Annotated in this window: 10 protein-coding genes; 7 read left to right on the top strand and 3 right to left on the bottom strand. The window is 53.5% G+C overall.

The annotated features are described in order from the left end of the window. Positions 1–67: 67 nt before the first annotated feature. On the bottom strand, positions 68–1,837 hold the full coding sequence (sdhA, locus tag Q8902_09035; protein ID MDP4199702.1) for a succinate dehydrogenase flavoprotein subunit: 1,770 nt from the start codon (positions 1,835–1,837) through the stop codon (positions 68–70). Between the two features lie 561 nt (positions 1,838–2,398). Here sdhA and Q8902_09030 point away from each other — a divergent pair. The 4 genes from Q8902_09030 (at position 2,399) to Q8902_09015 (ending at position 5,133) form a co-directional block, all read left to right on the top strand. After that, positions 2,399–2,848: a mobile mystery protein A gene (locus Q8902_09030; protein ID MDP4199701.1), complete on the top strand. Its 450-nt coding sequence runs from the start codon at positions 2,399–2,401 to the stop codon at positions 2,846–2,848. Next, positions 2,845–3,444 carry a mobile mystery protein B gene (locus Q8902_09025; protein ID MDP4199700.1) on the top strand — a complete coding sequence of 200 codons (600 nt, stop codon included), beginning with the start codon at positions 2,845–2,847 and terminating at the stop codon, positions 3,442–3,444. Before Q8902_09030 ends, Q8902_09025 begins: the two co-directional genes overlap by 4 nt. Before the next feature lie 92 nt (positions 3,445–3,536). Next, positions 3,537–4,286 (top strand): SDR family NAD(P)-dependent oxidoreductase, encoded by a 750-nt coding sequence (locus Q8902_09020; GenBank protein MDP4199699.1) that lies wholly within the window; start codon positions 3,537–3,539, stop codon positions 4,284–4,286. 40 nt (positions 4,287–4,326) lie between these two features. Continuing rightward, entirely contained in the window at positions 4,327–5,133 is an 807-nt protein-coding gene (locus tag Q8902_09015) for a DUF3667 domain-containing protein (GenBank protein ID MDP4199698.1), read from the top strand. A gap of 9 nt (positions 5,134–5,142) precedes the next feature. Here Q8902_09015 and Q8902_09010 read toward each other — a convergent pair whose 3' ends face one another. Beyond that, a complete protein-coding gene (locus Q8902_09010) occupies positions 5,143–7,308 on the bottom strand; it encodes a hypothetical protein (protein ID MDP4199697.1) in 2,166 nt (721 codons plus the stop codon). Between the two features lie 64 nt (positions 7,309–7,372). On the opposite strand from Q8902_09010, the gene Q8902_09005 reads away from it, so the two are divergent. The 3 genes from Q8902_09005 (at position 7,373) to Q8902_08995 (ending at position 10,464) form a co-directional block, all read left to right on the top strand. Beyond that, positions 7,373–8,692, top strand: a complete 1,320-nt coding sequence (locus Q8902_09005) for an IgGFc-binding protein (protein MDP4199696.1) — start codon at positions 7,373–7,375, stop codon at positions 8,690–8,692. Between the two features lie 2 nt (positions 8,693–8,694). Further along, positions 8,695–9,171 (top strand): hypothetical protein, encoded by a 477-nt coding sequence (locus tag Q8902_09000; protein MDP4199695.1) that lies wholly within the window; start codon positions 8,695–8,697, stop codon positions 9,169–9,171. A gap of 105 nt (positions 9,172–9,276) precedes the next feature. After that, on the top strand, positions 9,277–10,464 hold the full coding sequence (locus Q8902_08995) for a cyclopropane-fatty-acyl-phospholipid synthase family protein (protein ID MDP4199694.1): 1,188 nt from the start codon (positions 9,277–9,279) through the stop codon (positions 10,462–10,464). Positions 10,465–10,528: 64 nt separating this feature from the next. On the opposite strand, the gene Q8902_08990 is transcribed toward Q8902_08995, so the two are convergent. Beyond that, positions 10,529–13,144, bottom strand: coding sequence for an ATP-dependent Clp protease ATP-binding subunit (locus Q8902_08990; protein MDP4199693.1), 2,616 nt, complete (start codon positions 13,142–13,144; stop codon positions 10,529–10,531). Positions 13,145–13,149 lie beyond the last annotated feature (5 nt).

The following is a 13,149-nucleotide window of genomic DNA, read 5'->3' as shown; positions in this document are numbered from 1 at the left end:
CTTCTCATCGATCAATCTCCACTCTGTGCATTTCAACTGTCCACTACCCACTATCAACTATCCACTACTAATAGACGCGTTTCTTTGGCTTGTACTTCGTCACAGCGACAGGCCGGTATTCGAGGGTTGGGGCCGCAAAGCCCGACTGATTTCCCTTGGAGGCAAATGTATGCTTCATCCAATTCTTATCGTCTCGCTCAGGGAAGTCCTCTCGGGCATGACCACCGCGTGTTTCCTCGCGATTTAACGCGCAATTGACAACCACGTTAGCTGTATCGAGTAAGTTGCCAAGCTCGATCGCTTCGAGCAGATCGGTATTGAATTGCATACCCTTGTCATCGATCACGACGCGAGAATATCGTTCGCGAAGACCGACGATCTTATCACGAACGCTCTCTAAGCCTTTAGCGGTGCGGAAAATACCGCAGTCATCCATCATGATCTGCTGCAATTCGGTGCGGATTGGCGCGGGTTTCTCGCCGGTTGCGCGCGACTTGATCTCATCGATCTTCGAGCGGGTCCACTCGCCGGCCGTTGCCGGGAGTTTCGCATACTCCGCGCCAGCCTTCAGGTAATTCGCAATTGCCTTACCGCCTCGACGTCCAAAGACGATGATATCAAGCAGCGAATTCGTGCCGAGTCGATTCGCACCATGAACGCTAACGCAAGCGCACTCGCCCGCAGCATAGAATCCACGCGCAAGGCCATCGCCGCTGTTGCTGCGCACCTGACCATCAACGTCAGTCGGAATTCCGCCCATCGCATAGTGCGCGGTCGGCTGGATCGGCACGCCTTCAGTCGTCGGTTCGACGCCAAGATAGGTCCGCGCAAATCCAGTGATTTCCGGAAGCTTCTCGTTGATGACCGATGCCGGCAAATGGGTCAGATCGAGGTCAATGTAAAATGTGCCATCGGAGCCCTTGATGCCGCGGCCTTCGCGAATCTCCTGAATGATTGCGCGCGAAACCATGTCGCGCGGAGCCAAATCTTTCACGGTCGGCGCGTAGCGCTCCATGAAACGCTCACCATCTTTATTGCGAAGGATACCGCCTTCGCCGCGAGCTGCTTCGCTCACCAGAATGCCAAGCTTCCACAATCCCGTCGGATGGAATTGCATAAATTCCATGTCTTCAAGTGGCAGACCTGCGTTGTAGGTCAGCATGAAACCATCGCCGGTGCCGACGTGGGCGTTCGAGGTGATGCGCCAGATGCGGCCATCGCCGCCGGTGGCGAACATCACAGCCTTTGCATGGAAGGTATGAATCGCGCCGGTCAGAATTTCGATTGCGATGACGCCCGAGCAGACGCCGTTCTCATAGAGCAACTCCGTCGCAAAAAACTCGCTGAAGAAGTTGACATTGTTCTTGAGGCAGTTCTCATAGAGCGTGTGTAGCATCACATGGCCAGTCCGGTCCGCGGAGTAGCACGCGCGCATGACTGCGACTCGCTTTGAGTCCGGATCGTTCGGATCGGTCGGACGGGTATGACCGCCGAACTTGCGTTGCGCAATCTTGCCTTCCTCAGTTCGAGAGAATGGCATGCCCATATGCTCCAACTCGATCACAGCGCGCGGTGCATCGTTGCACATCGTTTCGATTGCATCCTGATCGCCGAGATAATCAGAGCCTTTGACGGTATCGTATGCGTGCCACTCAGGATTATCCTCTTCCTGATTGCCCAGCGCAGCGCAGACGCCGCCTTGGGCCGCGCCGGTATGCGAGCGGAGCGGATGCACTTTCGTCAGCACCGCGCACGTGTAGCCAGCAGGAATTTCCACCGCCGCGCGAAGCCCTGCACCGCCCGCGCCTACTATGATTACGTCGAATTGATGTGTCATTAATTCCTTTCGTCGCGCCTTCAAACAGAGGTGAACGCAACCCTGGTTGCGTTTGGAGAACGCCTTTGTCCTGCAAAAATACGACACGAACGCGATGTTTTTCTGAAGCCGTCATTGCGGGGAGGCCGAAGGCCGACGAAGCAATCTCGTTCAGGGCATCCAATTGGCCGCTAAATGCGAGGTATGAGGGTATTTCAATTGTCAATGAACTCCAAACAAAAGGTGAAATCCCGATCCGTTCTATTTCAATTGACTGGACCCCAGTAACGGGCGAATGTCCCACAGAAATAACTCGATAAATCGAGAGTACCCCTTCCATCTATTACAACGTTGTTCGATGGTCACGGTGTTGCAACGACATCATAAAAATATATAGTAAGGCTCAGTTTGTGGATAAGTTTATTGTTCTGGCAGTGGACATTCATAAATTTGCGCTGTAAGCTTGATGGTGTTAATTGGATTATCAAAGCCTTCTACGTATACGTTGAAAGACACTTAGTGAGAATCAACATATAGGTTGTTAATAGGAATCGTTACTTAAACATATGGGTTGATATGCGAATGAGTAAAAGGATTCAAAGAAAGCAACTCGACGAAGTACTCCTTAATGTAGGTAGTTTCCCCACGATCGCTGCCCCTGCGAGGGGATGGCTTCATGCCATTCGTCAATCATTGGGGATGCCGCTCCGAACGTTGGCAGATAGGATTGGAGTGACGCCTCAAGCAATCGAGCGTATCGAGAAAAGAGAGGCCGATCGGAGCATTACGCTTGCCTCGCTCCAAAGTGCGGCGGAAACGCTCGATTGCCTATTCGTCTATGCGATCGTTCCGAAGCGCCCGCTGGAAGAAACACTTCACAAGGCCGCAGAGCAAGCAGCGGATGCAATGATGAAGGGCGTCGACCAATCAATGGACCTCGAAGGTCAATCGGTTGAAGTCAGTGGCTCACGAGAGGAGCTTATTCTCAAACTCGAAAATAACCCGCGCCTGATCTGGAGGTGGGTGAAATGATATTCGATTATTCCGAAGGTGCCACACCAATTGACCCGAACGACGAGAGCGATCTGATCCCAAAGAACATCGCAACTCAGTCGCAACTCAACGAGGTGGAATTTCAGAATATCGTCATGTCCCGAGCGTGGTCGAGGGCTCGCAAGCATGGCGACCTATTAACAACTGCATTCATGGAGCGTCTGCATAAACGAATGTACGGAGATGTGTGGAAATGGGCTGGCAAACGCCGAATTGTTCAGCTTCAGAATGAAAAATTTGCCGATTACTACATCATAGCTACTGCAACAGAGAACATCCTTGCTGACTTCCGGTATCGATTGCAGCACGCGAGACCCAAAACGCAAGCAGAATGGAACCGGCTTGGTGCGGAGTTTCATCATCGCATCGTAAAAGTCCATTACTTCAAAAATGGAAACGGCCGGCATGCGCGCGAGCTGACGGAGCTTCTGCTCATGCAATATGGCCAAGCGCCATTTACCTGGGGAAGCGAATCGCTCTCTCGAATGAGCGAAACCCGCGACCGATACATCGAAGCCCTTCACGCGGCAGATGATGGCAATTATTCACTACTTACAGAATTTGTCAGGACATAATGGAGGATGACCACTGGGGGAGGCCTGGCATCCCCGTGCACGGCACCTGTTAATTTGTCGGGTCGTTTGGGTGCAATCAATCACGTTTACACATGAATCTCTCCGGCAATACCATTCTCATTACTGGTGGCGCGACGGGCATCGGCCTGGCGATGGCGCGCGCATTTGTTGCCGCGTCCAACACAGTGCTCGTCAGTGGCAGGCGGGATGCAAAGCTCATGGAGGCGAAGGTTGCTATACCAGAACTGTTGACGAAAGTCAGCGATATTTCGGATGCATCGGAGCGGACATCACTCGCCGATTGGGCACGCTCGGAAGGCGTGAACATCCTCATCAACAACGCCGGCATCCAGCGCGAGATCGATCTTAAGCGTGGCATTCCGGCACTCGACGAAGGTGACAACGAATTCCGAATCAATTTCGAGGGTGCAGTCTATCTCACCGCAGGACTCATGCCGCACTTGTTAAAGCAACAGAACGCGGCGATCTGCAATGTCTCTTCGGGTCTCGGTTTTATCCCCATCGCCTCCATGCCGATCTATTGCGCGACGAAGGCTGCGATCCACTCGTACACCATCTCACTTCGGCATCAATTACAGCCGACCGGTATCAAGGTATTCGAGATCATCCCGCCGACGGTCGATACCGAACTCGATCGTGGTGCGCGTGCCAGGCGCGGACAAACCGACCGCGGCATTCCTGCAATGGACGTAGCGGAAGCTGCGATCAAGGGGATGTCCGAAGACAAAATGGAGATTGCGGTTGGGATGGCAGCGAATCTGATGAGCGCACCGAAGGATGTTGCCGATCAAATCTTTCGACGGATGAATGGAGTGCGATGACGGCGGGCTTTAGTTACGGTGGTATCTTTGTAGAATGAACATGGAAGTGATTGAGGTCAGGGTTTGTCCCGATTGCGGCGTGGCATCATCGGGCACGTATTGTCCGGCGTGCGGTGAGGAGATGGAGCCAGCGCTGCCAACGGTCAAGCATTATCTGAGGGAGCTATCGCGCGAGTTTGTCGAACTTGATTCGAAGCTCGTCCGCACGGTTCCTGCACTCTTCCGGCCCGGGTTTTTGATGAAGGAGTATACTGCAGGCCGGCGGCAACGCTACATGAAGCCGTTGCGCCTCTATCTTCTGATAGGCATCGTATTCTTCTTGTTCTTCGGTTCGATGGCAAAGGAAAAGATTCAGCGACCGCTCCCATCACACTCCGGAGTCCTCAATCTTGCTGTGAACACCAGCAACGCAACACATGCGCGACAGAATGGAGTGGCAATCCTAACTTATGTCACCGAGATTGCGCCCTATACAATTCTGATTTTTTCCGCACCACTCCTTGCTTTGAGCCTCAAAATCCTTTATGGCCGCAGGAGGCTCTATGTGGAGCACATCATATTCTCCTATTACGTGTGTTCCCTGGCTTTGATAGTGTTTGCTCCTGGTGTGTCACTCGATTCTGGCGATTTGACGATCGCCGGACTCACTGCATTTCTGATCTATCTGTTTGTTGCCATGAGGCGTGTTTATGCCGATCGCGGTGTGGCCCTCTTTCTCCGGTTTGTGACTACAACAGTCGCCTACTTTTGTCTGATGGCGCTTTCCCTTGCCATAAGTTTAGGTGCAGCTTATATTTATGGAGTGCTGACGGGTGTTATTCCAAAGGGTGCGTCCGTATATCTCTGAAGAAAGACGCTACCGAACTACAACGACTCTGCTTCGCGCAATGGAGCGCCCATGGTATTGAACTCCAATCATATAGAATCCGCTCGGCAATCCCTCAAGACTCACCGCCTGATCGCCAGAAAGTAACGACATTGGAATCGTTCTCACTGGAATTCCCAGTTCGGTAAAGACGACAACTTCTGCGTCAAAATCTCGCGATGCATGCAGATCAATCGATGGTTCGCTGCCACTCTGGACGCGCAGGATCTGAATCAGCGGCTCGCCTTGCATGAAAGCCCGGAGTGTCGAATCGCCGCAGCCAAGGATGGTGATGTCAAATGGGGAATTCGTGATGGATGCCGCTGCAACGCAATCATCGAAGAGCGTATCATTAAAACGAATTTGATCGGCGGAGTAAATTGCTTCGCGGCCTATCGTGAGATATGTCCGGTAGGGTATGCGCGCGATGTCAGTACCTGCGGGCAAATCTTCCCCGTGCGGGTGCCGCACGACGAGCGTTTCGCTCCCAAGTGTGTGCGATTCGCGTAAGATCGAGAATGGTGGCATGACGTCAGGGCCAGGAGCAAGCTCGAGCATCGTGCTATCGAATGAAGTCTGCATCAGAATCGAATCGAGTCCGGTTGAGCCGGAGATGGAATCGAGCAGACGCAGCGTGAGCAACACAGTATCACCAGCTTTGACTTGTGCTGATGGATTGCCATTGGCGAGCAGTGTCAGGTGGGGTAGCAAGCGATTGCCGGCGACGTTGCCAGTGATTCGTACGGTGTCGTAATATGCTACACCGTGCGAATGGTACGCGAGGTAGAGCGTCCCGGTATCCGGTGTGTGGAATAGCGGATCGTGCTCGATAATAATCGGATAATCGCCACTGATCGGGTAGGGCAGTGTATCCCGAAGTACCAGACGAAATCGCGATGGTGGCTCGATTCTCGCCGAGTCGAATACGGCCGGTACACAATCATTCAGATAACGAATGAAGAACGTAGAATCGGTCGGGCCGCACTGTAAACCATTGATCTCAATCCGATGCGATGCTGCCAGCGGACGATCGAAGTGCCCGCCATCATACTCAGTCGAGTCTCCAATGTATCGCCACAACGTGAAGGTCGTTGCGGCGGCATCTTCACCGGGCGCGTAAATGTAGCTGCCGCGTACATAAAATCGCGTGTCATTTTCTTCGGACGGTCCGATGTTTCCGCGCCGATCTGTGACGGGCGGCCATGTTTGGCCACCGTCGTCCGATCGAAGTATGCCGCTGCTCGTACTGTTGGGGTCATTGTTTGCTTCGACGAAGAGCGCACCACAGGGGCTCTCGCGCATCGTGCCGGTGGTCCAGAACTTGCGACCCGGGAGCAAGCTGACGAAGTTCAGTCCGCCATCCGAGGAGACATTGAGGGTCTGATGGTTCTCCGATGCGGCCCAAACGAGTTGGTGCACGGTATCAGCAAGGGGTTGCCAGGTCTCGTCATTGCCGCCACGAAGGACGCCTGTCCAGGTCAAACCGCCATCCGTCGTTCGCAAGTAACCGGGATCGTGATAGTGTGTAACAATACCACTATCGTCGTTCAGGAAGGCGTAGCCATTGAGTGGAGGATCGGTCGCGAACACGCTCCACGTGAGACCTTCATCGGTAGATAGGCACGAGTGTTTGATTCCCTGAACGGGCCATACAGATAGGAAGAGAAGATTTTGCTTTGGCCGATAACATATCGAGGAGCAGTAGGCGGTCGGAGCGGTCTGAGCGGACCACGTCACTCCGCCATCGGTTGTCTTGAAGTACGGAGCGCCAGTCGATGACCAATTGGAGAACCACCCAGTGAGCGAATCTTTGAATGCGAAATCGGATGCATCGAAACCGTAATCGGAGGCCACCGTTGGCAGCCAGGTTTCGCCGCCATTCGTGGTGCGATAGACCATACTATCTGCGCCCACAAACCCGATGCGTGGAGGACCTGGCATATCGAGAAACTGAATCGTGAAGATCTTATGCGGGAACGTCGCAAGCTTTTGCCAGAGATTTTCCTGCGGCTGGGCATTGGCAAGGGAGGACAAAACCACAAATAGTAAGAGTGCAACGCAAAGCTTCTTCTGAACAGAGCGAATCCTAAAGGACCGCTCCCCGAAGGGCAAGCGATGCTTCACTGCGCTCAGAATAACGTAGGGTTGGGTGCTCACGAATTACTTGTCGATGATAAGAACTTCGAAACCGGGAGAATGTTACACGTAAATTCGCAGCCAAATGATCCAACGCATAATCCTCGCCTGTTTCCTGACTTGTATCGCCGCCTCTGCTTTTGGGCAGGGCTATCAAGGCCGCGATTTCTGGATTTGCTTTCCGGCCAATGCCATTTACGAGCAGGGTACCGCCATTGAGCTGACCCTTCATATCACGTCTGACTCGCGGACGACCGGCACAATCCAGCTGATGAACGACACAGGGAAGATCCCGTTTTCGGTCGAGTATGGAGCGGAAATTCCCGTTGAGATCGATTCGTCGATCGTTATCACTTCCAGCGGGCAGGTCGAGCGCAAGTCCATTCACGTCACGTGCGATCACGATATAACACTCACGGCCGTGAGTCATCGCAAGGCGAGCACCGATAGCTATGTGGCGATTCCAACGTCAATGCTTGGGAAGGAATATATCGTAGCAGGTTATGCCTCGTTGATGTCTCAAGGCTATCCGACTTTCACTTCTCAGGCAGAAATTATCGCAACCGAGGACAATACACTCGTGACGGCCCATCTGACTGCCACGACGCGTGATGGCGAGCCTGCCGGAAGGACGATCATGTTTGTGCTGAACCGTGGCGAAGTCTTCCAATCACAAGGCGCGGGCGATTCGGCGCATAGTGACCTGACTGGAACAATCGTGACAGCCAGCAAGCCCATCGCCTTCTTCACCGGCCATCGATGCGCGCAAGTGCCGAATGACGTGCAGTTCTGCGATATGCTGCTCGAAGAGGAGCCGCCGGCCAACGATTGGGGAAAGGAATTTATCGTGACGAAGTTCGAAGGCAAGACCTATTCTGTCGTGCGTGTCATTGCGCGGGAGGACTCAACAGAGGTCGTTCTCAATGGCGCCCGCGTGGCGAGTTTGCAGAAGGGAGGATATTGCGAAATCGACACACTTCATTCGGATGCAGAAATTCAGGCTTCGAAGCCAGTGCTTGTGGCGCAGTACTCGACGAGTGCAAATGCAGACAGCATCAAAATTGGCGATCCGTTTATGCTGATCGTAGTGCCGAACGACCGGTTTATCAAAGAAGTAGCGACGACCTCCGTCGGCACAGGTCAGTGGTATCATTACCTCAATATTGTGGCCCCCGACTCCGCGTTCAGTTCGATCCGCGTCGATGGCCGGAAGATTGGCCCAAACGTCAAGCATACACGAATAGCTGACAAACTGAGTGTCGTACCACTATTAGTGGAAGCTGGTCGCCATGTTGTGAATTGCGTGTCTCCCATTGCCGTCTATTCCTATGGATTTGGTGCTCTCGGCGAGAATTACGATTCCTACGGTCATGCCTGCGGAATGAGACTGGATATAAACAAATAGCTATGAAATCACTCTTGGTTTTGTCACTTGCCCTGTGTGCCTCTTCATGCGTTGTTAATTTCAAAAGCGAGAAAACGGCGACGAATATCATCCACGTCGATATCCGGTGCTCGTATCCCGGCAAAAGCGAGCTGAACACGTATGAAGGATACTACAAAAAGGAGATCGCGCCGGGCCACTACGCGCAGACAAATATCACACTCGATCCGGGCCAGCAGTTGTTGATCCTGAACAAGGCGCTGGTGCTCCATTTCTACCAAATGCCCGCCAAATTTACCCATACCAGCGAGACCGACACGCTGCACCACTCGCTTCGCATCCAGGCCGATACGCTGGACCACACGATAACGTGGCAAGGCTCGATTCAAGGGTTGCATCCAAATACTTACCATCCGGAACAGCTTTTCGAATATATCGACTCGATCGTCCGCTCCACCGAGGAGTACCAGGCTTTGCCGAAGGTTGCGGGGGAGAAGTGAACGATTCCCCCTGATTGCTCGTACTCCTAGAGCCCGGACACGCCTGTTCCGGTCCGTTTCGTCAGAGTCCCGCCTACTCAAGTTTCCATCGTCTATTTCAACAATATGCAGCAAATCAAGAATATCACGGACGTCGTTTCCGTCAAGGATCAGAGCGTGAAGTCGCGCTATCAGAACGGTGTCAAGATTCCGATCACGACATTCATCGAGGACTACATGAACGGGCGTGTGGATCTCAAATGCTCGGTGCAGGAGATCATCCAGAACCGAACGTTCTTTTTCAATTACAAATACACGCAGCACCATCTGAAATTTCTGTTCTCGAAGTTCATACCCCAGGTCACCATCCACTCGAAGGCGCAGGATGAGCGGGTGATACGGGATCACTACGATCGCGGCAATGATTTCTTCGCTGGATTTTTAGGTGACCGTATGGTCTATACGTCTGGCTTTTTCAAGACGGGTCTCGAGGACTTGGAGACGGCGCAGGACCAGAAGATGAACCTCGTCTGCCAAAAATTGCAGATGAAGAAAGGCGAGCGCCACCTTGATATTGGCTGCGGATGGGGAACGCTCGTCGCACATTCTGCCAAGTATTACGGGACGGACTCGACCGGTATCACGATTGCGCAAAAGGGCGCGGACTACGCGAACGATCAAATCGAGCGTTGGGGTGTCAAGAGTCATGCTCGCGTTCACCGCATGGACTACCGCTCGATCCCGCAGGACAAGTTCGATAAGATCTCATGCCTCGAAATGGCCGAGCACGTGGGCGTTAAATATTTCCAGCGCTTCATGAGGCAGATTGCCGGACTATTGAAAGACGACGGGCTTTTTTATCTTCAGATCGCCGGACTTCGCGCCGGATATCATCAGGAGTCGCTCGTGTGGGGCGGATTTATGGGAGAGTATATCTTCCCTGGTGCTGACGCGAGTTGCCCGCTCAGTTTTGTTGTCAAGCGCCTCGAAGGTGCCGGCTTCGAAATTCACTCGGTCGAAAATGTTGGTATCCATTACTCACTCACGATCCAGAAGTGGTACAACAACTGGCAATCGCACAAAGCAGAAATTCTTGCCAAGTATGGCGAGTGGTGGTTCCGTTGCTGGGAGATCTTCCTGGCCTGGTCGGTCGATATTGCGAAGCAAGGTAATTCGACCTGCTTCCAGATCGTCTGCAATAAGAACCTCGATGCCTACAACCGCGCGCGCTTCTTCGGTGGCGTAAACTTAGGTGAGCGCGACCTTATATCGAACACGAAGGTTGCCTCTGGCGGAGTGCTGGAAGCAGCCTAACTCTCAGGCAACAGCAAAGCTGTGTTGAAATGAAAAGGCCGGGTCAAAGACCCGGCCTTTCTATTTATACCTCTGCTGGTTCTGGATGATCGCCGCCAGAATCCGTGTGCGCTTCGTGGTGCGCTTCTTCTTCTGGTGGGGCCGTCGTGATGCCGGCTTCCTTCATCACTTCATCGATCGAGGCCGTTGGAAGGGAAACGGGCTGTGCGTCCGGTCCGACACCCGCCTTCGTCTCGATCGTAAACAGCAACTCTGCTCCGTTAGCCGCGACATCGACCTTGACGAGTGTACCATCCTTGACCGTCCCCTTCAGAATTTCCTCGGCGATTGGGTCTTCGACAAATTTCTGCATTGCGCGCTTGAGTGGGCGCGCGCCGAATGTCTTGTCATATCCTTTCTCGGAGAGGAAGTCCAGCGCCTTATCGGTCAGTTCGACCTCAACGCCCATCTCATGCACCCGCTTGAGCAACTTGCCGAGCGAGATCTTGATGATCAGCTTGATATCGTCCTTCTCGAGGTGACGGAAGACAATCGTGTCGTCGATACGATTGAGGAATTCCGGATTGAAGAGTCGCTTCATGGACTCATCGACCTGGTCCTTCATCTTCGTATGTTCATCGCCGCCGGCAGACTCCCCAAATCCGATGCGGGCCTGCTTCTTAATGTCCTTGGTGCCGACGTTCGACGTCATGATGATGATCGTGTTCTTGAAATCGACGCGGCGACCGAGCGAATCGGTAAGTTGGCCATCATCGAGTACTTGCAGCAGGATGTTGAACACATCTGGATGCGCTTTCTCGATCTCGTCCAAGAGTACGACCGAATACGGTTTGCGACGGACCTTCTCGGTCAGTTGGCCGCCTTCTTCGTACCCGACGTATCCTGGAGGCGCGCCGACCAATCGGCTCACGGAGAATTTCTCCATGTATTCCGACATGTCAATGCGCACCAGTGCATCATCGGTATCGAAGAGATACCGCGCGAGCACTTTCGCGAGCTCGGTTTTTCCCACGCCCGTAGGGCCAAGGAAGATAAAGCTGCCGATGGGCCGATTCGGATCTTTGAGTCCGGCGCGAGCCCGGCGGATTGCCTTCGTCAACTTCTCGATGGCCTCGTCCTGACCAACGACAGAGCCACGCAGGGACTCCATCATGTTGAGCAACTTCGAGGTTTCACCTTCGGCAACCTTGTTAACCGGGATACCCGTCATCATTGCGACGACATCTGCAATGTCCTCTTCGCTGACTTCGTAGACCTGTGCGCCCGTCTCGGCCTCCCACTGGGAAACAGCCAATTCGAGATCTTGCTGATACTTCTTTTCAAGATCGCGCAAGCGAGCCGCTTCTTCGAAGTTCTGGGTCTTGACGACAAGATTCTTTTCGGTCTTGACCTCTTCGATCTTCTTCTCCAGCTCCTCAATATTCTTCGGCGCATGAACATTTGCCAGATGCACGCGGCTGCCGGCTTCATCGAGCACGTCAATGGCCTTATCGGGCAGGAAACGGTCCGTGATATAGCGGTCGGAAAGTTTTACAGCTTGCTCGATCGCCTTCTCCGAGTAATGCACGCTATGGTGCTGCTCATACTTCAGCTTGATGTTATTCAGGATCGTGATCGTCTGCTCGACAGTCGGCGGATCGACAATGATCTTCTGGAAGCGTCGGTCGAGAGCACCATCCTTTTCGATGTACTGGCGGTACTCGTCTAACGTCGTCGCGCCAATGCACTGGATGTCGCCACGGGCCAGCGCCGGCTTGAACATGTTCGAAGCATCGAGCGAACCCGAAGCGCCACCGGCGCCAACGATTGTATGAAGCTCATCGATGAAGAGAATGACGTCTTTCGCTTTTTCAAGCTCGTTCATCACAGCCTTCATACGCTCTTCGAACTGACCGCGGTACTTTGTGCCGGCCACGAGTGCAGCCAGATCGAGGGTGACCACGCGCTTCTCGTAAAGAATGCGCGGGACCTTCTTCTGAACGATGCGCAGCGCCAGGCCTTCCGCGATTGCGGTTTTGCCAACGCCTGGCTCGCCAATAAGCACCGGATTATTTTTCTTGCGGCGTGAGAGCACCTGGCTCACGCGCTCGATCTCCTTCTCTCGGCCCACAATGGGGTCGAGTTTGTCGTCCGCAGCCATTTTGGTCAGGTCGCGACCGAAGTTATCGAGCACGGGCGTTTTCGTCCGCTCGGGCTTTTTCGTCGCGTCTGCCGCGGCGGTTTTTGGCGGTGATGTTGGGCGGCCCGAGATGATATTATCAAGCTCGGCACGTACGGCATCGTAGGTGACCGTAAACTGATTCAGGATTTGCGCGGCAATATTATCCTCATCGCGCAACAGCGACAGCAGCAGGTGCTCGGTGCCGATGACATCGCTCTTGTACAGTTTGGCTTCGAGATAGGTGATCTTCAGCACCTTCTCAGCCTGCTTGGTCAGCGGGATATTGCCGATCGTGAGCGTCGATCCGGATGACCGAACGGTATCCTCGATCGCCTTCTTGATCTTATAAAGGTCGGCCCCGAGATTGCGGAGGATCTTGACCGCGATCCCTTCGCCCTCCCGAATAATCCCGAGGAGCAGGTGCTCCGTGCCGATGTAATCATGGCCTAGCCGGATCGCTTCTTCGCGCGACAGCCGAATGACGTCCTGAACTCGATTTGAAAAATTGCCTTCTGGCATAATGT

The organism is Bacteroidota bacterium, from assembly GCA_030706745.1.
In the GTDB taxonomy this organism is placed as follows: Bacteria; Bacteroidota; Ignavibacteria; order Palsa-1295; family Palsa-1295; genus PALSA-1295.
The sequence above is the reverse complement of the archived record's forward strand: the minus strand, read 5'-3'. Positions and strand labels throughout refer to the sequence as shown.